20 protein-coding genes are annotated in these 25143 nt (G+C 53.9%); 3 read left to right on the forward strand and 17 right to left on the reverse strand.

Features of this window, described 5'->3' with window-relative positions; genetic code table 11:
* Positions 1–18 precede the first annotated feature (18 nt).
* From AB4N73_RS13615 to AB4N73_RS13625, 3 genes are all read left to right on the forward strand, one after another.
* Positions 19–1008: a glycosyltransferase family 2 protein gene (locus AB4N73_RS13615; RefSeq protein ID WP_375122494.1), complete on the forward strand. Its 990-nt coding sequence runs from the start codon at positions 19–21 to the stop codon at positions 1006–1008.
* A 3-nt stretch (positions 1009–1011) separates the two neighbouring features.
* Positions 1012–1350, forward strand: coding sequence for an EamA family transporter (locus AB4N73_RS13620; protein WP_375122495.1), 339 nt, complete (start codon positions 1012–1014; stop codon positions 1348–1350).
* A gap of 135 nt (positions 1351–1485) precedes the next feature.
* Entirely contained in the window at positions 1486–3570 is a 2085-nt protein-coding gene (locus AB4N73_RS13625; protein WP_460142193.1) for a DUF7657 domain-containing protein, read from the forward strand.
* 95 nt (positions 3571–3665) lie between these two features.
* On the opposite strand, the gene AB4N73_RS13630 is transcribed toward AB4N73_RS13625, so the two are convergent.
* The 17 genes from AB4N73_RS13630 to AB4N73_RS13710 all read right to left on the reverse strand — a co-directional run bounded on the left by AB4N73_RS13630 (position 3666) and on the right by AB4N73_RS13710 (position 25115).
* Positions 3666–5045: an FAD/NAD(P)-binding protein gene (locus tag AB4N73_RS13630; RefSeq protein WP_375122497.1), complete on the reverse strand. Its 1380-nt coding sequence runs from the start codon at positions 5043–5045 to the stop codon at positions 3666–3668.
* Positions 5042–5635, reverse strand: coding sequence for an adenylyl-sulfate kinase (cysC, locus tag AB4N73_RS13635; RefSeq protein ID WP_375122498.1), 594 nt, complete (start codon positions 5633–5635; stop codon positions 5042–5044). The genes AB4N73_RS13630 and cysC overlap by 4 nt, the downstream gene beginning before the upstream one ends.
* 62 nt (positions 5636–5697) lie before the next feature.
* Positions 5698–10593 (reverse strand): glycoside hydrolase family 99-like domain-containing protein, encoded by a 4896-nt coding sequence (locus tag AB4N73_RS13640; RefSeq protein ID WP_375122499.1) that lies wholly within the window; start codon positions 10591–10593, stop codon positions 5698–5700.
* Positions 10594–10597: 4 nt separating this feature from the next.
* A complete protein-coding gene (locus tag AB4N73_RS13645) occupies positions 10598–11965 on the reverse strand; it encodes an ABC transporter ATP-binding protein (protein ID WP_375122500.1) in 1368 nt (455 codons plus the stop codon).
* Positions 11955–12773 carry an ABC transporter permease gene (locus tag AB4N73_RS13650; RefSeq protein ID WP_460142194.1) on the reverse strand — a complete coding sequence of 273 codons (819 nt, stop codon included), beginning with the start codon at positions 12771–12773 and terminating at the stop codon, positions 11955–11957. Before AB4N73_RS13650 ends, AB4N73_RS13645 begins: the two co-directional genes overlap by 11 nt.
* 117 nt (positions 12774–12890) lie before the next feature.
* A complete protein-coding gene (locus AB4N73_RS13655; protein WP_375122502.1) occupies positions 12891–13898 on the reverse strand; it encodes a glycosyltransferase family 2 protein in 1008 nt (335 codons plus the stop codon).
* Positions 13899–14210: 312 nt separating this feature from the next.
* Positions 14211–15173, reverse strand: coding sequence for a UDP-glucose 4-epimerase family protein (locus AB4N73_RS13660; RefSeq protein ID WP_375123777.1), 963 nt, complete (start codon positions 15171–15173; stop codon positions 14211–14213).
* Positions 15170–16093, reverse strand: coding sequence for a glycosyltransferase (locus AB4N73_RS13665; RefSeq protein ID WP_375122503.1), 924 nt, complete (start codon positions 16091–16093; stop codon positions 15170–15172). The genes AB4N73_RS13660 and AB4N73_RS13665 overlap by 4 nt, the downstream gene beginning before the upstream one ends.
* Before the next feature lie 56 nt (positions 16094–16149).
* Complete coding sequence (rfbA, locus tag AB4N73_RS13670) at positions 16150–17040, reverse strand: glucose-1-phosphate thymidylyltransferase RfbA (RefSeq protein ID WP_375122504.1); 891 nt, start codon at positions 17038–17040, stop codon at positions 16150–16152.
* Positions 17037–17930: a dTDP-4-dehydrorhamnose reductase gene (gene rfbD, locus AB4N73_RS13675; RefSeq protein WP_375122505.1), complete on the reverse strand. Its 894-nt coding sequence runs from the start codon at positions 17928–17930 to the stop codon at positions 17037–17039. The genes rfbA and rfbD overlap by 4 nt, the downstream gene beginning before the upstream one ends.
* Positions 17927–19003 (reverse strand): dTDP-glucose 4,6-dehydratase, encoded by a 1077-nt coding sequence (rfbB, locus tag AB4N73_RS13680; protein ID WP_375122506.1) that lies wholly within the window; start codon positions 19001–19003, stop codon positions 17927–17929. Before rfbB ends, rfbD begins: the two co-directional genes overlap by 4 nt.
* 222 nt (positions 19004–19225) lie before the next feature.
* The gene (locus AB4N73_RS13685; RefSeq protein WP_041478280.1) at positions 19226–19465 is read right to left on the reverse strand and encodes a LapA family protein; all 240 of its coding nucleotides are present in this window, start codon (positions 19463–19465) and stop codon (positions 19226–19228) included.
* A 30-nt stretch (positions 19466–19495) separates the two neighbouring features.
* Entirely contained in the window at positions 19496–19792 is a 297-nt protein-coding gene (ihfB, locus tag AB4N73_RS13690; RefSeq protein ID WP_007950920.1) for an integration host factor subunit beta, read from the reverse strand.
* A 153-nt stretch (positions 19793–19945) separates the two neighbouring features.
* Positions 19946–20224, reverse strand: a complete 279-nt coding sequence (locus AB4N73_RS13695; RefSeq protein WP_073472356.1) for a hypothetical protein — start codon at positions 20222–20224, stop codon at positions 19946–19948.
* A 192-nt stretch (positions 20225–20416) separates the two neighbouring features.
* Positions 20417–22102 carry a 30S ribosomal protein S1 gene (rpsA, locus tag AB4N73_RS13700; RefSeq protein WP_016770920.1) on the reverse strand — a complete coding sequence of 562 codons (1686 nt, stop codon included), beginning with the start codon at positions 22100–22102 and terminating at the stop codon, positions 20417–20419.
* 119 nt (positions 22103–22221) lie between these two features.
* Complete coding sequence (gene cmk, locus AB4N73_RS13705; RefSeq protein ID WP_056788351.1) at positions 22222–22911, reverse strand: (d)CMP kinase; 690 nt, start codon at positions 22909–22911, stop codon at positions 22222–22224.
* Entirely contained in the window at positions 22908–25115 is a 2208-nt protein-coding gene (locus tag AB4N73_RS13710) for a bifunctional prephenate dehydrogenase/3-phosphoshikimate 1-carboxyvinyltransferase (RefSeq protein WP_423664164.1), read from the reverse strand. Before AB4N73_RS13710 ends, cmk begins: the two co-directional genes overlap by 4 nt.
* Positions 25116–25143: the final 28 nt, after the last annotated feature.

The following is a 25143-nucleotide window of genomic DNA, read 5'->3' on the forward strand; positions in this document are numbered from 1 at the left end:
AAACTGGGCGATCATCGGATGAGTACTGAAAAAAAAATCGCAGTAGTGATACCTAGCTACCGTGTACGCAATCACATTCTTAACGTGATTGGCAAAATTGGACCTGAAGTCAGTAATATCTATGTGGTTGATGATTGCTGTCCTGAGCAATCCGGCGATTTTGTACAAACAAGCTGTAATGACTCTCGTGTCAGGATAATTAGACATGCCGTCAACCAAGGTGTCGGCGGCGCAGTAATGACAGGCTACCAAGCTGCGATTGACGACGGTATCGACATTATCGTGAAAGTCGATGGCGATGATCAGATGGAGCCGCATTTGATTCCCAACTTCATTGCACCTATCCTTGCCGGTGACGCGGATTATACCAAGGGCAATCGTTTTTTCGATCTTGAAGAAATTCGGGCAATGCCAAAATTGCGCCTTTTCGGAAACTCGGTTTTATCATTCATGACGAAGGTTTCTTCGGGTTATTGGGACTTGTTCGATCCTACCAATGGCTTCACCGCTATACATAGCGACGTTGCAAAACACTTGCCATTCAAAAAAATAAGCCGTCGTTATTTTTTCGAAACTGACATCCTGTTTCGCCTGAACACCTTGCGTGCGGTGGTGATGGACATCCCGATGGACGCTAAATACGGTGATGAAGTCAGTAACCTCAAAATTTCCCAAGTGATCGGCGAGTTTCTTGCCAAACACACACGAAATTTCTTCAAGCGTATTTTCTATAACTACTATTTGAGAGACATGTCGATCGCATCGATCGAACTGCCATTAGGCCTGCTCCTTTTTCTGTTCGGCACGTTCTACGGCGCTTATCACTGGATCTATAGCCTGTCGTCCGGGGAAGCTGCTCCATCCGGCACGGTGATGCTTTCATCTCTGCCAATAATACTGGGAGCCCAACTTATCCTGGCGTTCATTGCCTTTGACATATCCGCGCTACCAAAAAATGCTCTGCATAAGCGTATTTCTTCTTACATAAAAAACTCAAAGAGTAAATAAATCATGGCCTACGTGATAGCGATCATCTGCGTTTTGGGGATTGCCACTGGGCAAATACTCTTCAAACTCAGCGCCGCCAGCATGCACCAAGCAAATAACTTTTTTGACAAACGCAGCCTTATCATATTGTTTTTCGCTCTTGCTCTCTATGGCATAACAACTTTGGCATGGGTCTGGGTTTTGCAGAAAATCGAGTTGGGCCGGGCTTACCCGCTAATGGCGCTGGCGTTCGTTCTGGTACCGATCGGCAGTCATTTCATCTTTGGGGAGCGCTTCAATCTGTACTATGTCATGGGCGTAGTAGTAATCATGCTGGGCATACTGCTCACCATTAAAAGCTGAGAAGAATGCTCATCAAGATTTGCTACCGGCGCTTGCGCTGGTGCAGATCTGGATTATACAAAAACAGATAATCAAGTCGACAACCGTTAGCGAAGCGCGGGACGCCTGGACACAACATACGGACTTTGGAAAAAAATGTCATATATTGAACGCAACAGGTGGCAACTGGTCTTTTTTGCCGCTTTAACCGCCATCACGCTGACATGGATATATTTGGGTTTTTACCAAAGTCATTTCCTTTCCGCCTTGCGAATACTGGGCGACTACTCCACTCAAAGTGTGACGGGTTTCCCGAAGGAAGGGCGTGGCGATGAGTGGTCGACTTATCTGCCAATGCTGAAACAAGCTTACATTGAAGGCTTCCCGCTAAAGTCTACCCTCGCCCCTTACTACGAGAATCTGGACTGGTTCATCGCCATACCAAAATTAGATATTTCGTTACTTTTTCTGCCGAATCAGATTGCCTACTGGGTGCTGCCGGGCGCTAACGCCTTGGCCCTGCAAGGTGCCTGGTACAACCTTCTGTTGCTAGGTTCTGTCTTCTGGCTCTTGCGAAACATGGGAGTGAGAACCGTTCTCGCTCTTTCAGTTGCAGGAATGATACTGTTCAGTCACTTCTATCAAGTGTGGTGGACAAGTAATTTTCCCGCGCTGGGTGCCGGCATACTTCCCTTTGCCGTACTTAGTTGCAAGCTACGCGACAGCATCAAATATCCTCTTTTTTTCTGGTCGGTGGGCCACGCAGTATTTGGGCAAATTTATCCACCTTTTTACGTGTCCATGGCCTATGCGGTCGTACCTTTGCTTTTTACCGCCAACCCCAAGCTGCTGACTCGCAAAAATCTGCTCCTGACCATCATTTGCGTCGCTGCCGCTCTCGCCGTATTCCTTCTGATGAGATGGGATTTCGTCAAAGCAGTCGCCTCCACCAGCTATCCTGGCGTAAGGATCAGCACAGGGGGGGACGTCACCCTACACTTGCTTCTTTCGGCCATTTTACCTACCGCGCCTGTTGGCGAGTTTCCTCCGGGGGTGGACTCGGTTCATGAGTTCAGCCTGGTAGGTACAATAACTCCGCTTTTGTTCCTCGCACTATTGCCCTTCATTATCTGGGACAAATTTTCCGTAAGACTCACCGTCGTCACAGGCTTCATGCTTGCCCTCATGAGCTTCTACATGATCATTGGCTTTCCGGTCTGGCTCTCCAAGATATCGTTGCTTTATTTGGTACCTGGCCGAAGGTTGTTGCTCGGCTTTTCTGTCTTGGTCGTGCTGTATGGCTCCGTAATGATCTCCTACCACTGGAGCCAGATCCGGGTTTCAGCCATCGTCGTCGCATCGCTGTTATTTTCCTTGATATCGTTTGCTCTGGGGCAAAGAGCCGATATTGCACACGAATTTCATCTGGTTGAATGGTATTGGCTGGCCCCGTCCGTCTTCTCGGTGGCAGGGCTGCTAATCTGGTGGGTCACCAAGGACAAGATCAAAGCAAAGAATTATTTTGTCTCTACTGTTTTGATTGGAATGGTGGCTATTCACTGTGTGATCTATGCGTCATTTAACCCAATCATGAGAGCAAAGGACATTCTGACCCCGGTTGACTCACAGTTGACGCGAGATGTACGCGCCCTTGTATCGCAAAATGATGGCCAAGGACTCTCGGTGGTCGGAAACTTCGGGCACCTCCTCCGAGGTGAGGGGCTGGCGGTCTATAACGCTATCCACTTGGTAAACGTCGATAGACATATCTATTCGAGTTTGTTCGGCATATCCGACGAGAACTCGGATAAGCTTTTCAACCAGTTCCGGGGCATTTCCTTCGATAACGTCACAGCACTCAACACCTCGGGAGCAACAGTCGTATTTCCCGCCACTACCGGAGGTAAACCCTTTGCTCATGACGTTATCAATGGCAAGAAACGCCAAGACTCTCTGATCGGCCAGGTACAAGAGAAACTGGTGAGTCAGGAAAATGGCAATTACGTATTTATGTGGAATTCGCGACTTTCCCAACCAACTTCAGTGAGTGCTCGCCTGGTGCTGACAGCATCGTGCACCATCAACAGCTCATGGCTTACCCGCTACCCTCTGCCCGTCGGAGGAGAGCCGTTGGAAGACGTAGCATTGAGAGGTTTGTCCGGCAAGGTTGAGATACTGTCCAAGAGCGCCGAGAGCGCGGAGCGCTGCCTTAAAGAAATGTCTGTTTCGATAGAAGGCTGATAAGGCGTGCCGGTTTTTGAATGAAACGAACAAAACCCGGTACATCCGTCATTACAGCATTTGGTTCATGTTGATCATGACCGCGAAGACCGATATCAGGTAATAATCTTCTTCGCCAGATCAAGCGCCAGTGCCTTTGCATGCTGGCGCAACTCTGGTACCGCCGTCGCCTCCCAAAAATCCGACTTGAGCATCGGACCGATGTAGTGCAGCCACTCGACTGCCTGCCCGCTTGCACTCATAGTTGAGAGACGCTCGCTCACCTTTATCCCCAAACCCAGAGAATCAAGGCTTATCAGGCCATCATGCGTTAGCTGAGTGATCAGCTTGTCGTCGACACACCGTAGATCTGTATTTGGACCTGTGCAGTTAATAACGCGGGCTACTGTAATTTTTCTGATTCGAGTCGTTCCACGCAATTCAACATCGATAACCAGACCTTCAGGATGCTCATCTACTTTACGTATGCGGCCGGCAATTGAGCGGATTTGCCCCGCCTCGAGAGCATCTGAAAAATACTGGTAAGCGGCCGGCGCGACTCGATGACGATGAACATCCCAGAAAGACTGAACATGTCGTAAAAAGCGCTGCCGCTCGACGCAAGACAAACGCTTCCACAAGTCGGGCGTGACGGGACGTATGGCTGCGAGCAAGTCACGCCAGTCCAAGTCTCGCGCTTGAGCAAGTTTGACCTCTCGACGGATCAAGCGTACGTATTCACGCACCGATGGCGCGGACTTCAATAGTGCTTCAGTGAGGATTGGCGGGATGTCGCGCATTGAGCGCGACTGACGATGCGGCAAGGGGCGAAGCCCACGTCGCGAGACCATATGGATGGGACCGCGGTGCCCCTGATGCAATAAGCCTATGGCAACATCCAGAGCTGTCAGCCCGGCTCCTACCAGCAAGACTGGCTTGTCTGGATCAGATGATTGCTCTTTTGAACCAGACCATGGGTCTGACTGATATCGATTTTTCCCCAAGGTAGGACTGAAGCCCGGGGGATCCAAGGGAGAAAAATTCCCGAAAGCCAGCACCACCTGATCAGCTCTGATCCGCATGCCGTTGCTCAATTCAAGAACGGCTCCTGCTCCGTCAGCACGAAGGCTGTCCACCTCAGAAATTACCCGCTTGAATATGACGTCTGCAGGAGCCTGCCGCTCTGCCTGATCGAGGATGGATACCAGATAATCGCCGTAGATTTTTCGAGGGGCAAATGTGGAAGCATTGAAGGAGGGATGCCGTTCCCGGCAATAATCCAGAAAATGATCATGCTCATCGGCATAAGCACTCATGTTGCCGGCAGGCACATTGAGCAAATGCAAGGAACTGTTGGTTCCGTAAGCAAGGCCTCTTGCCATTGCTCCCGATCGGTTGATCAATACGACTCGTACACCGGGGGGGCTATGACGTAGAAACTGCGCAGCAGTGACCGCGCCGCTGAAGCCCGCCCCAATGATCACGAGCGTTTTCATGCGGCAAACCTGTTATCCAGATAGGCGAGTAGCCGCTCAATAGATACCGCCAACGCCTCATCAACGGTGTTGATAGCAATGTCTGCTTGGGTGGGGGCTTCATATACGGAATCGATACCGGTGAAGTTTTTGATCTCTCCCGCCCGAGCCTTGCCATATAGACCCTTAGGGTCACGCCGCTCACATTCTTCCAGCGACGTATTGATGAATACCTCCACAAACTCCGAGCTTCCAATCACCTCACGTGCCAGGGCACGATCACGGTGGAAAGGCGAAATGAAAGCCGTGATCACGATCAGGCCTGCATCCACGAGCAATTTCGAAACTTCCGCCACGCGACGAATGTTCTCCACGCGGTCAACGTCCGTGAATCCTAGATCCTTGCACAACCCCATTCGCAAGTTATCTCCATCCAGTAGAAACGTGTGTTTGCCCTTCGCTACGAGCGCTTGTTCCAACGCGTTCGCAATCGTCGACTTGCCTGCCCCGCTTAATCCCGTAAGCCATATCACTGCTGGCTTTTGTCCTTTGACCTGCGCTCTCGACTGTGGGCTGACAGCCGTTGCGTGAAATACCAGATCGTTAATCATTTCGATAACCCTAATAAATCAGATGACTAATGCCTGCCGCACAATACGTCAGGCGTTTTAAGTCAAACCTTCGCCAGCAATCGATCACGCATCGCTTTGATCCGATCTTCGCAGACTCGATAAGCCTCATTACTCAATAAGTCAACGCGCTGCTGTTCATCGGTGATCGCCAATGTGTGCGAGTCACAGCCAACTCTGTGGATATAATCACCAATAAATCCGCAGGTACGCAACGATGCCCAATCCGTATCTTTCGCGGTAAATAACTGCATAGTCAGATAATAGTCTTCCATGTACTTCATGTCGTCGTAGAACTGGACTGCATCAAGATTGCATTTGTCCAGATCAAGCAGAAAACTGTGCAGCGGCGCATGGTTATGCTGGACGAAATCGATGTATGAGTCGCCATAGTCATAGATCTTTTCACGCTTGAGAACACAGTTGGTCGCGGCGTCCACCATCGTGGAATAAACGCGTCCAAAGGTCGCATTTTTGCCGCTGGCCTTCAACTGCTGCAACAGCACGCCATAGGCATCGGGGAACAACAAATCGTCGTAGTCCAGAAACGCCGCATAGCCGCTGGCAGCAGCTTTCAGCGCATCGTTAAGCATGAGCGAACGCAGGTCCGGAGTTTCTGCTGTGGAAGTATAACGTCGGATGACTGGCTCACAGTCCATACTCCATGGCAGCATGGCAAGTTCGCCTTCCAGCAACTCAGTTTCGTCGTCGCTCATATCCTGGATGGCCAGGAGCGGCTTGACCCGGCATCCTGTCTGAGCGATGAGAGAAAGAAGCGCATTGATCAGCGAAGTACGATCGGCTCGACGATGGTAACGCATGATTGTCGTCACAATATCCGGTGCATCATCTGGCTCGCCAACTTCAGCCAGCATGCGGAAGCATGACGATTCGCAACAAACCTTTTTGCCGATACGGGGGCCGGTAGGTACCAGCTCCATGCAACCGCGCTGGTCATCCGATATCGAAAAATTGGCGACCTTGTCGCTTTGCAGATAGGAAGGATCGTTGCGCAGGTTTGCCGATATTGCGAAGCCCGAGTGTCGCATAGCCATTTTCAAAAGCGACCCGACGGTTGCGACCGGGAACAGGCAGACATCATTGAACACAAGGTTGAAATCGGCATTCACCGTGCCTTTACCTGAGCATTTGACGCCTCTCGCCTGCAAGGCTCGAAGTAACTCGGCATCATCGACAGTGATCGAGCAGCCTTGCGCCAACATCGAGTGGGTAAGGCAGGCCAAAAACTTGCGACGCGGTTCAGGCTCGACTTTCAGCCGCCCGACGACATCTGGCGTAAGCATTATGTTGAGCGTGAGGTCAGCACCAGGTTCAAAATGGCTGGTAGCCGAAAACTGCTGACCGGAAAGCGCCCGCCCAATCGAGTTTAGATAGCCGTAACCAAAACGAGTGTCGGGCTCCAGATGAGCGCCTTCAGCCCACTCGTTCCAGGCATTCACTACCACATAGCGACGATCTTCCGGCAAGTTATGCTCGGAATACTCGATCAGGTACTCCATCCAACTCTGAAACTTTGCCGTAGTGAAATTATTTAGGACATATGCCCTGGTGCCGTAGCGAGCGGTGTTGTCCCAGGTTGGCACGAGGGATCGGAACAGTGTGAACTCCTTGCCCAGATCCTGCCCCATGTAGTGGTCGGCCACTTCATCGTAGTTCAGGACACTACCTTCCAATGGCCAGTAAGGACGGAGCTGGTTGCGAGTGTCTTGCACCGCATCCGCTGTCCAGTCGTGCAGTACCCGCTCCACTGCCGCATCCATCCCGTGGTGCTGGGGATGCGTCGCGCCGCGCGTCAAAGTCGCCACCATGTAAGGAGCTTTGAGACCAGCACTTTCGCACTCTTCGCGCCAGACCTCCAGATACTCCTCAATGTGCTCGATCGAAGATGGACGATACACATGCAACATTGGGCGACCGTCTACTTTGATGTAGCGCTCGTCCTTGAAAAACGGGATCAAATATCGAATGAATCCGCGAGCGTCTTCTTTCGAATACACCTGACCGAGCAAAATTTCCTGCTCATTGCCATCCCAGCGGCGAGTCCAGTTTTCATTTGCCCAGCAGAAGGCGAACGGCATGTTGATCTGTGGATTGTCCACCAGCATCTGCGCCGGCTTTTCCAGAATCATACGCCCGGTGAACCAATAGTGATAGAAAATCAGGCCATGCACACCTGACTTCTGCATCATCTCAGCCTGTTGAGCCAGCTGTGCAGGTCCCTCCAAATGGTAATAACCGATGTCGTCATGTGGGACATGCTGCTGATAGTGTCCGTAGAACAGCGGATTGGCCGAGCGAACCTTGTACCACTCGGTAAAGCCAATACCATGCCACTCATCGTTTTCACGTGTCGGATGAAACTGTGGCAGGTAGTAGGCTAGCACCTTGACGGTGTCATGCTTGATACTGGACGAATAATCAACTTGGGGCTCGCAATAATCCCGCGCCTCGAAAGAGATCTGCGGGGCTTCCAGTTGATAGTTGCGACCTTCGGTGTCAGTTGAGTCAACCAGAACCAGACGCTCCAAAGTTCGACTCAACATGTCCCGCCCTGCAAGAGCGGTGTCATTCTCGAAATGCTTATACTGCAACGGGAGTTGCAGCAAATCGCTGATCACGCCGCTGCGGGCCCAGAACGGTCCGACCCTCGGCAATTGCGCAATCGGCAGCACTACCCCGTCCGCGGTACTGCATTTATCCTTGATTTTGGCAAGGACATTGCCAGTGTCTGTCCAGCCGGTTTGATCGAAGGCAGATTCACGTCGGTTGTCGACGGGATAGACCACTTTTGCGTCGCCGCCTAGCAGATGCAGTATCTGGCCCACGTTGGCTGGCGATCCACAGATCAACTCCAGACGCTCGATCACACCCAAACCATCCAGGGTTCCGGTGACATTGGCGTCGTCATGCAAGTGAGCTACAACGTCATATTCCTTGAGACGATTGCCGAACTGGACAATGAGAGCTGCGACCGCCCCAGCATGCGCTGGCACGCCCTCGACGGTCAGCTCGCGCATTAGCGGCAAGACGGCGCGCAAGCGTTTTTCGTTGAACTTCGACTCGCTCACGCCGCTGCATGATACGTACAAATCAAATTCAACGGGAATGTTGCCGAGGTAGCCCAGCCAACTATCAGACACTTGTTCGCCAACAATATGAAGGTGAACGGCGACCATTTCGGACACTGCTTTGGGCGTCTCTGGAAGATAGGGATCAAGATAATAGGGCACGACTTTGAGCACTTCATACTCAGTCAGTATGCCATCAGTAAGCGGTTCACGGACGCGGCTCAGCTCAAATCGCTTCTGATTGCGCTTGAGCTTGCGCACAGCAATTGCCAGTGCGTGGCGCAATCCACCTCGTCGCGCCTCACGCACAAAGCGCCCAAGCAATTCCGGCTGTTGCGAAACCAGATTCAATAGCTGCACGGCAACGCGATAGCGGCTTACCTTACGGGAAAGGCGGTAGTTACGACCTTGGACGTCGAACATAGACCGTCCTTCATAATACCCGTAGCGCAAGTAATGAATCAGCGGGTTGATACGTCGTAGCCTGACATCTGGATAATGTTCCAGGTATGCCTTGGTGGAGAATCCCGCCGAAGGATCACGCCCCTCTCGCCAACCCTGCTCCAGATAATGCTGCAGCGGATTAACGCCCGCTGCCCGCACGTCCGGATAGGTCGTGAGATAGTAACGAGCGTCGAACAGCTCGCTCTCCGCAGGGTTATCACCTCGATAAAGCAATCCCAAGTGTTCGCCGATACGCGAAATCAGTGACTTGAGTAGAAACCGGCCGGAGGAATACCGATGCAGGTCCTCCTCAAGCCGTTGAACCGAGCCCTCCGATTCCGAGAGAGTCGATTTAAAGGAGTCGTATTGGGTCTCCAGCCAATGACGATACTCGCTCAGTTTTAAATAATCTTCCTGTAACCGAGCATGGCTTGTCTCCAGCTTTCCGTAATCAGCTGTAAGAGCGTTGTGATCGGCCAGAAGCGTTTCCAGGTTTTTGTCTTTCTGGCTCAGTCGCGCGCTCAGATCAGTGCTGTTTTCATCAAAACGACGCATGAGGCGATAAGCTGGCAAACGCTCGACCATTGCTAGGTAGAGTTTGTTTACTGTTGCAACAACAGTCTGGTCATCCGCACGCTCATCGCGCGAGAGGTGCAACAACAGCGAACTGAGGGTCAGAACATCGACGGGAACGCACGGATCCTTGCGGAGCTCATCCAGTGTAAAGCTGTTGTGCTGTAACGAATGCTGAAGAAACTGTTGATGATATTCCTGAAACTCTTGCCCTACGGGATCAAATGGCAGTTCCAGCGATGTGGAGATACGGCGCAACTGCCGCTCGGGCTCCTCAAGCATCAGTTCGTAGTTTACGAAAATCCGTGAAGCACCCTGGCTATACTTCAAGCTGAACAGCATGTGCTCCAGCCAAAGAAAGTAGCCTTTCTCGACTTCAAACCCGTTGCGCTTGACCAACGAATGAGCAACATTCTTTGGATTACGGAAGGCGATAACGTAGCTGACGCTCAAACCCAATTCGACAAAGATTTCCTGCCAGAATGGCAAGAGCCTTGCCATGCGCGGATCTTTCACACCAAAACATTTGATATCCGCGATCTTTCCACGCAAATGCTCAGTGGCACGAACTTTATGGGTTTGCGTGATCGGCGATTCCAGCTCTTCCGCGCTGATGGGCATCAGACTATCCCAAGCGTGGCCCAAAGCGGCCAGTAGCTCTTCGTTGTACGCAGTAATAGTCGCGTCTTCAAAGAAGCCTTTTTCATTATTACCCGACTCGGCAGGCAGCAGGTCATCGCCCAAGTCGACACCAAGGACTTTTAAACCACGCGTAATGGCACTCGTACCGCTTCGGTGCATGCCCAGAACGACGACTATTTGTTTATGATCCATAAGATTAATTATGCTCAACACTTGAAATGGTAAAAGCTGGAATACATTTGAAATCCACCGTCCCCGTCGCCGTGCTCGCAGTTTCCGGCAGAACACGGAACAGGCACGCGTCGATAAGACGATGCAGGTAGGTTTCGCCCTCTCCAATGACACCAACCACTCCCGAGTTAAGGAAATAGGTGCCTGGGTTAAGGTTGCACTCAAACTTGAATTCGACGTCGACCTGCGCATCGGCAGCGACGTAAGTTAAAGAGTCCTGCGCAGTGGCGGCACTCGCCGCGCCACCGATTTCAATGCCGGCCAGCGTTTTGATCATCATGCCAAAGCGCACAGCTACGGCGCCTGTCGCGAACGTTACGCGGTAGGTGTAGCGGTAGCTGTCGCCGCGCTTGAGACAATTGACCTGCTTGCCGGCGGCATTGAGGATGCGCGGATCGCTGATCAGAACCCCATGGGACTCGTAGGACATCACGCTTTTGGAGACAATATGAGGATCGAAGTATTCTTCGAGCCCGTTGTCCATAGCCTGAGAAGCTTCGACTGCAACAGCCGAGCGCTGCGCCTCTCGCTCCAGTTCAAGTCGCTCCAGCGAACCTGATTTGATCGATTCGCGAATTTCCAGAACCTTGTCAGCTGGTGCGTACAACAACTTCTGATATTGGCCGACAATGACCTTCGGAACTCCCTCAGCAAGCTTTTCGCCCTTATCGAGAAGAATAGCGCGAGTACACAGCTCTATGACCGCGCTACCAGAGTGGGACACGAACAGAATCGTGGCACCACTGGCCTTGATTGCCTCGATGCGCGCAAAGCACTTACGCTGAAACAGTTCATCACCGACGGACAAAGCCTCGTCGACAATCAGTATCTGCGGATCCACATTAATGGCCACTGCAAACGCCAGGCGCACCATCATGCCACTGGAGTAGGTCTTGACCGGCTGTTCGATGAATTCGCCAATTTCCGCAAACGCCTCGATTTCAGCAAACCTGGCGTCGGTTTCCTCTCGTGTCAGTCCCATCACCGCCGCATTCATATAGACGTTCTCGCGGCCGCTGAACTCCGGGTTGAACCCGGAGCCCAGCTCCAGCAAGGCTGCGACTCGACCATGGGTCAGAATGTCGCCATGCGTCTGATTGAGCGTGCCGCAGATCATCTGCAGCAGCGTTGACTTACCGCTACCGTTACGGCCCAGAATACCAACGGTTTCGCCTCTTTCGATGGTGAAGGACACATCCTGCAGAGCCCAGAATTCACGGAAATATTGTTTACGTCCACGAGCGAACATCTGCAGAAGCCTGTCTCTCGGCTTATCGTAGATATGAAAGCATTTGCTCAGGTTGTTAACGGCGATCGCTGTGTTAGAGGACATCGGCAAATCCTTTACGCGTTTTCTGGAACCACGCAAATCCCAGCCAGAAGACTAGAGCTGCCGCGATGTAGTAGAAACCAAGATGAACGAAGCTGGGTAGCTCACCACGGAAGAGCAGCGCTCGCGCATCTTCGATAGCAGGTGTCAGAGGATTCAGAAACAGCAGGTGTCGATACTGCTCCGGCAGTGCGGTGATCGGATAGAAGATTGGCGAAAGGAACATCAGGACTGAGGTGCAGACGCCGATGATCTGGCTGACGTCCCGTAGATATACGCCTATTGATGCAAGGAACCACACCAATCCGACGACGAAGATCATCAACGGCGCCAAGAACAACGGCAGGAGAAGAACCGTGTAATGCAGCGTGCCAAAGAAAATCAGATAGGCAACCAACCACACAATCAGGCTCACAAGAAAGTGAAACATCGCCGCGCCTAAAGTAACCCAAGGCAGAATTTCCAGCGGGAATACCACCTTCTTCACATAGTTGACGTTCCCGACTATCAGCGCTGGCCCTCGATTGATGCACTCGGCAAACAGGTTGAACACAATCAGACCAGCGAACAGCATTAACGCAAACTCGGTTTTCGAACTGCTGTCGACACTCCATCTCGCTTTGAACACGACACTGAACACAAACGTGTAGATGACCAGCATTACGATCGGATTGAACAACGACCACAACATACCCATGATCGAGCCGCGATACCGTCCAACGATCTCGCGCTGCACCAATGCCCGTATCAGCCCCTTATTGCGCCAGAAACTGCCCAGCATCTCCTTCGGTGACGTAGAAAAATTCAGCATTGCGTTAAAACCTCAAAAAGACTGAGGGAGGTCAGCTTGCTCAGCAAACTCTCTCGATCCATGACTACGTGAATTACCACAAGATTATTCCTGATAGGAGCCAGAGCAAGGTGTGTGTCAAATGCCATTGAAAAGCGTCGCCAGTACCAGTCCCAAGTTGCCCCATAGGGATTGCCGGTAAACCCCGGATCGTCGTAACCAGATGAATCGGGCCATTCCGCGTGAGCGACGCGCCCGCTGAAAAAGATCAAGCTTCATCCTGCTTTCTTCATTGAGCTGCAATCGGATCGTTTCCAGCGCCAACATATTCTTGTGGTTCCAGCCTCGGAAACGGCCACGGAACAACATGCGTAAACGTCCCATCTGTGCAATCAGGCCTGACGTCGAACCGATCAGGTTCGCATCATGCTGTCGGTAAAGAACAGTCGGAGAAGAATCATAAAAAACCTGTCCCCCCGCCCCGGTGACGAGAAGATAGGCCCACCAGTCGTGGGAGACGATATCCAGGCTTGATCCCGCGCACTGAAACAATTGCCGGGCGACATCGTTGAACACCATCGTATTGCCACCGCCGACGCTCTGCACGAGCGCATTGGCAAATCCCACCGGGCGCTTGAACAACGGTGAAAAACCGATGCGGCCGCCGTGCTCGTCGATCAACTCGGTTCTGCCGCAATACAATGAAGGTGTATCGGGCGCTACTTCCATCAATCGCTGCAGAGCCACCTCCAGCTTGTTTTCCTTCCAGATGTCGTCTTGATCTGCCCAAGCGAAGAAGTCAGCGTCGATTGACTCGTCGCAAGTAACGGCCAGGAAGTTGGCAGCGTACCCACGACCGGGCCCTTTGCGCAGCATTATCCGGTCGTGCCCCCAGCGCTCACCGAATTCATGCAGCAACGCCATCGTGGAGTCCGTCGAACCATCGTCCGATACCACTACAAACCAATGAGGATAAGTTTGTCGCGCAATTGATTCCAGTTGTTGAACCAGAAAACGCTCGCCATTGAAAGTACAGACAAGAACTGCAACACACCCCATATGCGCCGCGTTTTTTTGCCCACATTCATCCAGGTAGCGGCGATCCAAACCATGGTACTGGTCAACCGGGGATAGAGGGGTTACCACCGAGCACTCCGTTGCTGAAATGATAAAACTCCGACTGTATGTGCTCGTTCGTTACGTCCACACAAGGACTCGGCAGAACGAGGCGAGAAAAATCCGCGATTATAACGACGAAGGTTTGACATTTGATAGCCCAGTGACATTGTCGCTTTCATCCCTTGATGCAGCTTGCAGACAGGGGAAACTGCATGCCTTGATCGCCCTCCCGGATTCCATCCAGGCGCCACTGCGCAAGGGCCGTAGGGTACCAAGCCACGCCCTGGCAACAAAGGGTGGCAGTTTGCCAACGTCCGCCCGCTACTGCGAGCCAAGGTTTCAATCGCGACGCGTCGAAGCATGGTGCCCTGCCGTCTTTCGCAATGCCTGTTCGACAGTGATCACCGGGCGCCAGCCGAGCAGGTCACGAGTTTTGTCAATATCCACCTGTAACGATCCGCACAAACGCTGGGCCAGGTCCGCGCGCCCGATCAGCGCAGCACTCGCATTCAATATCCACGAGGGCACAGGCAGCAGCCGCGGCTTCACGCAGAGCGCGACAGCCATGCGCCGGAGCAAATGCGAGGTGGAAAGGTCTTCGCCATCGCTCACCAGAAACACTTGCCCGGCCGCAGCAGGATGACTAATACAAACCTTTATCAAGTGTACGATGTTGCAGATCGCCACTAGACTGCGGCGATTGTTTGTCGCCCCGAAGGGAAGCGGTATCCCGCGCTCAAGCCACCGCATCATCTTGGCGAAGTTAGCTTTGACGCCGGGACCATAAATCAGTGGTGGTCGAATGATGACGATTTCCATACCGGTGTCCTGGCCGATTTTTCCGAGCGCCTGCTCAGCCTCGAATTTGGATATTCCATAAGGATCGACCGGTGCGGGTGAATCGTCCGCGCAAAAGGCTGCTCCCGGCCAAGTCAGCTCACCATTGACCTTGATCGAGCTGATAAAAATGAATCGTTTGACGCCTGACTCTGCCGCATGGCGGGCGAGGCGCTCTGTGCCCTGAACGTTTATCTTTCGAAATGCTTCCAACGGGTCTGCAGACACATCATCCATGACGTGCACTCGCGCTGCACAATGAACAACCACTTCGACCCCTTCCACAACAGGCAAAGCAGATGGTCCGGCCAAATCGAGTGCGACCACAGGACAAAGTCCACCGAGTCTGGATTCACCACGGATGGCCGCGATAGGCGTAAATTGCTTATCCATGAGTAAACGCAGCACAACGGCTTCACCAAGAAATCCGGAGGCACCGGTCACTAACACGCGAGGATTGCTCATCTGGATTTCTGTCCGATTGCCGCTGTAGCCCAGCACACACAAAAGAAAAAAAGCTTGTCCCGCAACCGGCGTCGACATTGCCACGCGCTTAGCGAAAGCCTAAGCAACTGCCAACGTGCCAACGAAAACCAGCTCCTGACAAACGGATCATTCGCGACTCCGACCAAACGAGCAATTATCTTGACCTGGGAAAACCACCACCCGTCATGGATACTCTTATAGCGGGCAATCAACGAATTGACTCCAGTATTTGCGCCCACTTGGTTTCGCTCATGCTGGCGGTACCCCATTGAAGGCTGATCATCAATGAACCATTTGAATCCCCGGCTCCGGGCAAACGCATAGAAGTACCAATCGTGAAGAGTGACACATTGCAACTCTTCCCAATCAGTGAGCATGGCGGCTTTAAGCACACTCGCCAGTCGTTGACTCAACACATATGTACAACCAGGCCCCGCTGCTTCGAACAGGAAATCCCAAGCAGTCTGGGGCTGAGCCTTATCCAGTAAATGCGTTCGACCATCTGGCCAAAATGCAATGACGTTGCTCGAATAGGCGTCGACTTGTCGGGTACGAATTGTCTGAATTGCTCGCGCAAGCTTGTTTGGGTACCAGACATCGTCCTGATCAGAGAATGCGATGAAGTCGAAATCTTCGATGGTCGCATCACGTATCAATCTGAAGAAATTTCGCGAAGCTCCACCGAAAGGCCCGTCCGCCGCCAATACCATGACACCGGCGTGCCGAGCCGCATAGGCATGGCACCACGACTCGGTTTCATCGACTGAGCAGTCAATACTGATAAAAACGGTTAAGTCGATACCAACCTGATCGAGAATTGAATCCAGCTGTTCTTCGATCCATTGCATTCCATTGAATGCCGCCAGCAGAACTGCAACCTTTGGATTGTTTACTGGCATAGATCTCCTGCCGACACCGGTTGAATACCTAACTCAAAACTATTCGTCTTTTCGAATCAGTGAGAAGGAGAGTCCAGCAATTTCTGCAGGTATTGCCCGTAGCCGGTCTTCTTCAGAGCTTCAGCCTGCTCACCCAACTGAGCAGCAGTGATCCAATCATTGTGATAGGCGATCTCTTCAAGACAGGCGACTTTTAGCCCCTGACGCTGTTCAATGGTATGGACAAAGTGACTGGCCTCAAGCAGTGAGTCATGAGTACCGGTATCCAGCCAGGCAAATCCACGCCCGAGCATTTCGACATTGAGCGTCTGCTGCTCGAGGTAAGCGCGGTTCACGTCGGTAATTTCCAGTTCGCCACGCTCTGATGGCTTGATCTTCTTGGCGATCTCGACCACTTGATTGTCGTAGAAATACAAGCCTGTTACTGCGTAACTGGATTTCGGCTTCAGCGGTTTTTCCTCGATACTCAGGGCTTTGCCCGCACTATCAAACTCCACAACACCAAAACGCTCCGGGTCGGAAACATGGTATCCGAAGACTGTTGCTCCCTGCAGGCGAGTGCTGGCCGCTCGCAGATTATCGGAAAAGTGCTGACCATAGAATATGTTATCTCCCAGGATCAGGCAGACCGGATCTGTACCAATGAATTCTTCGCCAATGACAAAAGCCTGCGCCAGACCGTCAGGACTTGGCTGAACTGCGTAGGTCAACTGGATGCCGTAACGACTGCCATCACCGAGCAACTTACGGAAATTCGGTAAATCTTCCGGAGTGGAAATAATCAATATCTCACGCATTCCCGCGAGCATCAGCACTGACAACGGATAAAAAATCATCGGCTTGTCGTAGATCGGCAGCATCTGCTTGGAGACGCCCAACGTCAGCGGGTGCAGTCGGGTTCCCGAACCACCGGCGAGGATGATGCCTTTACGATTTATCGTGGTCATTTGTTCAGAACTTCCCTAAGCATTCGGGTCACACCACTTTGCCAATCCGGCAAGTGTAGAGAAAAATGGTCGCGCAGCTTCTGAGTATTCAAACGTGAGTTCAGAGGGCGGCGTGCAGGTGTCGGATATGCAGTCGTTTCGATAGGACTGACCGTTTTCACAGCCAACTCCTCACCTTGGGCTTTTGCAAAGTCGATTACAAGACTGGCATATCCATGCCAGGACACTTCGCCAGCAGCGGCCAAGTGGTAGAGACCGGCCAACTCTGGACGCTTTATAACTTGCTGGATAGCCAGTGCCGTAACGTCAGCAATCAGATCAGCCCCGGTCGGCGCTCCGATCTGATCTGCAATCACGCTCAACGTTTCGCGATCTTTGGCCAAGCGCAGCATGGTCTTCGCGAAGTTATTGCCGCGAGCGCCGTATACCCAACTGGTGCGGAAGATCAGATGGTTGCAACCCGATGCGATAATTGCCTGCTCACCGGTGAGCTTACTGGCGCCGTAATGGTTCACCGGCGCAACAGGGTCTGTCTCCTGCCATGGCATGACGCCTTGACCACTGAAAACATAATCCGTTGAGTAGTGAACCAGCCACGCGCCCAGCGATGCGGCTTCTTCCGCCATCACGCCACTCGCAAGGCCATTCACGCAATCCGCCAACTCGGTTTCCGACTCAGCTTTGTCGACCGCCGTATAAGCAGCAGCATTAACAATAACGTCAGGCTTTATCTGACGAATCGTTGCACGCAAGCATTCAAGATTCGACAGATCACCGCTGAGGCCATCAACAAGGTGACGATCAAGAGCGACCAGTTCACCTAGCGGAGCCAGGGAACGTTGCAGCTCCCAGCCCACCTGACCGTTCTTTCCTAGGAGTAGGATCTTCATGCTTTATTCGAGCGATCCGCATAGTTCTGATCAATCCACTGCTGGTAGCTGCCGCTCTTCACATGCTCAACCCACTCGGTGTTAGTCAGATACCACTCGACAGTCTTGCGAATGCCAGTCTCGAAAGTCTCTTCCGGTGTCCAGCCCAGTTCACGCTGAATCTTGCTCGCGTCGATTGCATAACGCACATCATGGCCTGGACGATCCTGAACATAAGTGATCAGGCTGGCATGCGGACGGTGGGCCGAATCAGGACGCAATTCATCCAGCAACGCACACAGGGTATGCACTACTTCGATGTTTTGTTTTTCGTTATGACCACCGATGTTATAAGTCTCGCCGATGACGCCTTCAGTGACGACTTTATAAAGCGCGCGCGCGTGATCTTCGACATACAGCCAGTCACGAACCTGGTTGCCTTTGCCGTACACCGGCAGCGGTTTGCCTTCCAGCGCGTTGAGGATGATCAGCGGGATCAGCTTCTCAGGGAAGTGGCACGGGCCGTAGTTGTTCGAGCAGTTGGTGACCAGTGTCGGCAGGCCGTAAGTGCGGGCCCAGGCACGGACCAGGTGGTCGGAGCTGGCCTTGCTGGCCGAATAAGGCGAGCTTGGCTGGTAAGGTGTGGTTTCGGTGAAGAGGTCTTCCGGACCTTCGAGGTCTCCGTAAACTTCGTCAGTCGAGATGTGGTGGAAGCGGAAATTGGCTTTGCGCGTGTCATCCAGAGCAGCCCAGTAATGGCGCGCAGCTTCTAGGAGTGTGTAAGTGCCAATAATGTTGGTCTGGATGAACTCGGACGGGCCGGAGATCGAGCGGTCAACGTGGGATTCTGCGGCCAGGTGCATGATTGCATCAGGTTGGTGATCACGCAGGACGCGGTCGATCTGGTCACGATCGCAGATATCGACGCGCTCGAAGGCGTAACGCGAATTCTGGCTGACCTCTGCCAGCGACTCCAGATTGCCGGCGTAAGTCAACTTATCGACGTTGACGACCGCATCGGCAGTGTTGGAGATGATGTAACGGATGACTGCCGAGCCAATGAAGCCGGCGCCGCCGGTAACTAGAATTTTCACGCGAAGCGATACCCTTGAGCTGCGGACAGCGCTGCCAGAGAGCGCGGTCTAATCCATGAATGCAGAGCCACTATCAGTTGGCATCCGTCAGAGTCAGTCTGAATCGACATGCATGAAGGCACGATCGAACAAGGGACGCATTTTACAGCTTAATGATGGTTTTACTAATGGATAAAGACAGGCTGAGGCGCAATTTCGACAGATGCCGTGCGCCTGTCGTTTTCACACCACTCGCTTGCGTGCAGCTCTGGACGAGCGCCCCAGAAACCAGCCCAACACAGGACCAATCAACATACCAATCAGCAACGCCAACACTGCAACAACCGACACCGGCAACTGCGGGCCGGTAAAACCCAGAAACAAAAGCGAAACCGATTGCTGGTTTTCCAGCACAAACGCCAGCACAACCAGAACCATCAGCAGAAGAAAAACGCCAAGCAGTATGCGTTTCAGGTTACGCATTCACGCCCCCTTGAATTTGAATAGCGAAGATCAAGCGCCCTCCTCCTCTTCCTCGTTCACGCGATCACGCAATTCCTTGCCCGGCTTGAAATGCGGCACGAATTTACCGTCCAGACTTACCGACTGGCCGGTTTTCGGGTTGCGGCCGACGCGCGGTGCGCGATAGTGCAGGGAGAAGCTGCCAAATCCACGGATCTCGATACGATCACCGGTGGCGAGGCACTGAGACATTTGTTCAAGCATGGTCTTGATGGCCAGCTCCACATCCTTGGATGAGAGTAGCCCTTGATGGGTGACAATTCGTTCGATCAACTCCGACTTCGTCATATTTTTCCCTTCTTTTTCAAGCAGCTAGATCAGCGCTTGAAAGGTTTTAGCATGCCCGGAAGATTTTGAACAGCCCAGGGATTGACATATCTTTCCCGGGGTCAAAACGCCCATTTTCAGGGCACTCCAGTGGCGAGTCGGATCGCTACTCACCTAACGACACATCACCAGCATGGTCCGGGTTACAAAGCCTGCGGGATTGAAGCCAAACGGGTATTCATCTTCATCTTTCGCATCATCAGAGCGGGTGATGACCTTGTAGCCCTTACCTTTGCACTCCTTCGCTGCACGCTTCTGGCACTTTTCCCAACCGGACCCCAACCCGGAGCAATCGACCTCGATACCACTGACGCCGCGCACCGCATGGGTTTTCGCGCTGGTGGTGCAACCTGCCAGCGCCAAGACCACCGCAACAACAAATAACTTGTTCATCCACTTCCTTATGCCAGGCAAGCCTGACGACTAATACTCAAGATCAAGCTTAGTCGCCAATAGGCGATTGATCCGATTAAAGAAACAGACCCGCAGACGTCGGCATTGGTTTCATGCACGGACGTACAAAGACCAAATCGCAGACACAAAAAAGGGCGACCGAAGTCGCCCTTTTTAATGATCAAGCAGAACTCAGTTCTGTTTGGCCATTGCTTGACGCAGCAGTGCCGCCATAGTGGTGTCAGCTGCTTCGCCTTCCGGAGCTGCTTTCAGGCTCTGGATGGCTTCTTTCTCTTCAGCGTCGTCTTTCGACTTGATCGAGAGCTGGATTACGCGGCTCTTGCGATCAACGCTGATGATCTTGGCTTCAACTTCCTGGCCTTCTTTCAGAACGTTGCGCGCGTCTTCAACGCGGTCACGGCTGATTTCGGAGGCTTTCAGGGTAGCTTCGATGTCGTCGGCCAGAACGATGATGGCGCCTTTGGCGTCAACTTCTTTCACGGTACCGGTCACGATAGCGCCCTTGTCGTTAACCGAGACGTACTCGGAGAACGGATCGCTTTCCAGTTGCTTGATGCCCAGGGAGATGCGCTCGCGCTCTGGGTCAACCGACAGGATGACGGTGTCCAGCTCGTCGCCCTTCTTGAAACGACGTACGGCTTCTTCGCCCACTTCGTTCCAGGAGATGTCGGACAGGTGAACCAGACCGTCGATGCCGCCGTCCAGACCAATGAAGATACCGAAATCGGTGATCGACTTGATGGTGCCGGAGATCTTGTCGCCCTTGTTGAACTGGCCAGAGAAGTCTTCCCATGGGTTCGACTTGCACTGCTTGATGCCCAGGGAGATACGACGACGCTCTTCGTCGATGTCCAGAACCATGACTTCCACTTCGTCGCCGACTTGTACGACTTTCGAAGGGTGGATGTTCTTGTTGGTCCAGTCCATTTCCGAAACGTGTACCAGACCTTCAACGCCTTCTTCCAGCTCAGCGAAGCAGCCGTAGTCGGTCAGGTTGGTAACACGAGCGGTAACGCGAGTGCCTTCTGGGTAACGGGCTTTGATAGCAACCCATGGATCTTCGCCCAGTTGCTTCAGGCCCAGGGAAACACGGTTGCGTTCGCGATCGTATTTCAGAACCTTGACGTCGATTTCGTCACCAACGTTGACGATCTCGGAAGGATGCTTGATGCGCTTCCAGGCCATGTCGGTGATGTGCAGCAGGCCGTCCACGCCACCCAGATCGACGAATGCGCCGTAATCGGTGAGGTTTTTGACGATACCTTTGACTTGCTGGCCTTCCTGCAGGGATTCCAGCAGAGCTTCACGCTCGGCGGAGTTCTCGGCTTCGAGGACGCTGCGACGGGAAACGACAACGTTGTTGCGCTTCTGGTCCAGCTTGATGACCTTGAATTCCAGCTCTTTGCCTTCCAGGTGCGTGGTGTCGCGCACTGGACGGACGTCAACCAGGGAACCTGGCAGGAACGCACGGATGCCGTTAACGTCGACAGTGAAGCCGCCTTTAACCTTACCGTTGATAACGCCCTTGACCACTTCCTCGGCTGCGAAGGCTGCTTCCAGAACGATCCAGCATTCAGCGCGCTTGGCTTTTTCACGGGACAGCTTGGTTTCGCCAAAGCCGTCTTCAACCGAATCCAGAGCAACGTGAACTTCATCACCAACGTTGATGTTCAGTTCGCCAGCATCGTTGTAGAACTGCTCAAGCGGGATGAGTGCTTCAGACTTCAGACCAGCGTGAACGGTTACCCAGCGAGCCTGGTAATCGATATCAACGATAACACCGGTGATGATGGAGCCTGCCTGAAGGTTCAGGGTTTTCAGGCTTTCTTCAAAGAGTTCCGCAAAGCTTTCGCTCATTTTAATTCCTGTAGATGAGGGCGAAGTAAACGCCCATCTCCACACCCCAGACGGTGTGGGTTAGTTTCATTTAAAAGAAGCACCGCAGGACTATGACTGGTCCCCTGCGGCCTTCTTGGTCACCCGGCGATATCGCGAATGGCGATCTCGCTCATGATGCGTTCAAGCACCTGATCGATGGAAAGCTCCGTTGAATCCAGCTGAATCGCGTCGGCCGCCGGCTTGAGCGGGGCTACTGCGCGCTGGGTGTCACGCTCATCGCGTGCACGGATCTCATCTAGCAGACTCGACAGACTAACACCCTCGACTTTGCCCTTCAACTGCAAATATCGACGGCGCGCCCGCTCCTCGGCACTGGCGGTGAGGAAAATCTTCAGCGGTGCACCCGGAAATACCACCGTGCCCATGTCGCGACCGTCCGCCACCAGACCCGGCGCTTCCTGAAACGCACGCTGGCGCTGCAGCAGCGCCTCGCGTACGGCGGGCAGCGCAGCCACTTGCGAGGCCCCGGAACCGACGCTTTCGGTGCGAATGACATCGCTGACTTCGTCGCCTTCGAGAATGATCCGCTGCAGCTGACCTTCGGTCGCGGCGATGAACTGCACATCCAGATGAGCGGCCAATGTCTTCAGCAGCTCTTCATTGGTCAGGTCGACGCCATGGTTATGCGCAGCAAACGCGAGCAAGCGATAAAGCGCACCGGAATCCAGCAGGTTCCAGCCCAGACGCTTGGCCAGAATCCCGGCGACCGTGCCTTTGCCGGAGCCGCTTGGCCCATCGATGGTGATGACCGGTGCAATGTTTTTCACGACTGAGCCTCTTGTGCCACACGAATGCCGACTTGCCCGCACAGAGCGAGGAAGTTGGGGAACGAGGTCGCGACGTTGGCGCAATCATGGATGCGGATCGGTGCGGTAGCGCGCAACGAGGCAACGCTGAAGGCCATGGCGATACGGTGGTCGCCGTGACCGTGCACTTCACCGCCGCCGATCTGGCCGCCGTCGATGATGATGCCGTCCGGGGTCGGTTCGCACTTGACGCCCAGCGCCAGCAAGCCGTCCGCCATGACCTGAATCCGGTCGGATTCCTTGACTCGCAGCTCTTCGGCGCCGGTCAGCACGGTCCGCCCTTCGGCGCATGCAGCAGCGATGAACAGGACCGGGAATTCGTCGATGGCCAGCGGCACCAGTTCCTCCGGAATCTCGATACCTTTGAGTTTAGCTGCCCGCACGCGCAAGTCAGCCACTGGCTCGCCGCCCACTTCACGCTGGTTTTCCAGAGTGATATCGGCACCCATCAGACGCAGGATATCGATCACACCAGTACGGGTCGGGTTGATGCCGACGTGCTCGAGCACCAGCTCGGAGCCCTCGGCGATCGAGGCCGCGACGAGGAAGAACGCCGACGAAGAGATATCGCCCGGCACTTCGATGTGAGTCGCGGTGAGCTTGCCGCCGGACTCGACCGAAGCCGTGGCGCCGTCGACGCTGACCGGGTAGCCGAAGCCACGCAGCATGCGTTCGGTGTGATCGCGGGTCGGTGCTGGCTCGGTCACCGTGGTCTTGCCTTCAGCATAGAGACCGGCAAGCAGCAGGCAGGATTTCACCTGGGCACTCGCCATCGGCATGGTGTAGGTCAGGCCCTTGAGCTTATGGCCACCGCGAATGGTCATCGGTGGACGACCTTCGGCAGCGGTTTCGATCACGGCGCCCATTTCTCGCAAAGGATTAGCCACGCGATTCATCGGACGCTTGGACAGCGAAGCGTCGCCGGTCAAGGTGCTGTCGAAGTTCTGCGCCGCCAGCAGGCCAGAGAGCAGACGCATCGAGGTGCCAGAGTTGCCCAGATAGATCGGGCCCGGCGCAGGTTTCAGGCCGTGCAGGCCGACACCGTGGATGGTAACGCGGCCGTGGTGCGGGCCTTCGATGACCACGCCCATGTCGCGGAATGCCTGCAAGGTCGCCAGGGCGTCTTCGCCCTCAAGGAAGCCTTCGACTTCGGTGACGCCTTCGGCCAGCGAGCCGAGCATGATCGAACGGTGGGAAATCGATTTGTCACCCGGTACGCGAATCCGACCGGACAGGCGGCCACCAGGTTGAGCCAGGAAGATCAGATCGTTGGAATTCATAGCGTCCACATAGGCCCTGCGGGCCAGGATTTTACTGAAATGCTCGCGGGCAACCCGGGCGCGCGTGAAAACGCCCAACAATTGGTGCCCATCCCCTGCATCGACCGCGTCGCGCAAGGCGTCGAGGTCGCTGCGAAATGTATCGAGTGTGCGCAGGACAGCCTCGCGGTTGGCGAGGAAGATGTCGTGCCACATCACCGGGTCGCTTCCGGCGATTCTTGTGAAATCGCGAAAACCACCGGCAGCGTAACGGAAGATCTCCAGATTTTCATTGCGCTTGGCCAACGAATCGACCAGACCGAAGGCCAGCAGGTGCGGCAGATGGCTGGTCGCGGCCAGCACTTCGTCGTGACGCTCGACCTGCATGTGCTCGACATCGGCGCCCAGTTCGCGCCAGAGCCGATCAACCAGCGCCAGTGCGGCAGGATCGGTCTGCTCGAGCGGCGTCAGGATCACCTTGTGCCGACGGAACAGCTCGGCATTCGAAGCTTCCACCCCGCTCTGCTCGGAACCGGCAATAGGGTGCCCCGGGACGAAACGCGCAGGCATGCCGCCGAACGCTTCGGTCGCCGCGCGCACCACGTTGCCTTTGGCACTGCCGACATCCGTAAGAATCGCCTGCCCCAGATCCATGACAGCCAGACGCGCGAGCAGTTTTTCCATGGCCAGAATCGGCACCGCCAGCTGAATCACATCGGCACCGACGCAAGCCGCCGCCAAGTCGTCTTCGCAGCGATCGACCACACCCAATTCGACCGCGAGCTTGCGCGATTGCGGGTCGAGATCAACACCAACCACCTCACGGCACAGGCCGCTTTCACGCAAACCCTTGGCAAACGAACCACCGATCAACCCAAGACCGACCACCACAAGGCGACCGATCATAGGTGCAGCAGGTTGCAGCGCAGTGACA

This window comes from Pseudomonas sp. S3_B08, assembly GCF_054667725.1.

Excerpts from the sequence above, each read along its gene's own strand:
- AB4N73_RS13615 (WP_375122494.1), top strand. The coding sequence starts at position 19 with ATGAGTACTGAAAAAAAAATCGCAGTAGTGATACCTAGCTACCGTGTA.
- AB4N73_RS13620 (WP_375122495.1), top strand. The coding sequence starts at position 1,012 with ATGGCCTACGTGATAGCGATCATCTGCGTTTTGGGGATTGCCACTGGG.
- AB4N73_RS13625 (WP_460142193.1), top strand. The coding sequence starts at position 1,486 with ATGTCATATATTGAACGCAACAGGTGGCAACTGGTCTTTTTTGCCGCT.
- AB4N73_RS13630 (WP_375122497.1), bottom strand. The coding sequence starts at position 5,045 with ATGAAAACGCTCGTGATCATTGGGGCGGGCTTCAGCGGCGCGGTCACT.
- cysC (WP_375122498.1), bottom strand. The coding sequence starts at position 5,635 with ATGATTAACGATCTGGTATTTCACGCAACGGCTGTCAGCCCACAGTCG.
- AB4N73_RS13640 (WP_375122499.1), bottom strand. The coding sequence starts at position 10,593 with ATGGATCATAAACAAATAGTCGTCGTTCTGGGCATGCACCGAAGCGGT.
- AB4N73_RS13645 (WP_375122500.1), bottom strand. The coding sequence starts at position 11,965 with ATGTCCTCTAACACAGCGATCGCCGTTAACAACCTGAGCAAATGCTTT.
- AB4N73_RS13650 (WP_460142194.1), bottom strand. The coding sequence starts at position 12,773 with ATGCTGAATTTTTCTACGTCACCGAAGGAGATGCTGGGCAGTTTCTGG.
- AB4N73_RS13660 (WP_375123777.1), bottom strand. The coding sequence starts at position 15,173 with ATGAGCAATCCTCGCGTGTTAGTGACCGGTGCCTCCGGATTTCTTGGT.
- AB4N73_RS13665 (WP_375122503.1), bottom strand. The coding sequence starts at position 16,093 with ATGCCAGTAAACAATCCAAAGGTTGCAGTTCTGCTGGCGGCATTCAAT.
- rfbA (WP_375122504.1), bottom strand. The coding sequence starts at position 17,040 with ATGACCACGATAAATCGTAAAGGCATCATCCTCGCCGGTGGTTCGGGA.
- rfbD (WP_375122505.1), bottom strand. The coding sequence starts at position 17,930 with ATGAAGATCCTACTCCTAGGAAAGAACGGTCAGGTGGGCTGGGAGCTG.
- AB4N73_RS13685 (WP_041478280.1), bottom strand. The coding sequence starts at position 19,465 with ATGCGTAACCTGAAACGCATACTGCTTGGCGTTTTTCTTCTGCTGATG.
- ihfB (WP_007950920.1), bottom strand. The coding sequence starts at position 19,792 with ATGACGAAGTCGGAGTTGATCGAACGAATTGTCACCCATCAAGGGCTA.
- AB4N73_RS13695 (WP_073472356.1), bottom strand. The coding sequence starts at position 20,224 with ATGAACAAGTTATTTGTTGTTGCGGTGGTCTTGGCGCTGGCAGGTTGC.
- rpsA (WP_016770920.1), bottom strand. The coding sequence starts at position 22,102 with ATGAGCGAAAGCTTTGCGGAACTCTTTGAAGAAAGCCTGAAAACCCTG.
- AB4N73_RS13710 (WP_423664164.1), bottom strand. The coding sequence starts at position 25,115 with ATGATCGGTCGCCTTGTGGTGGTCGGTCTTGGGTTGATCGGTGGTTCG.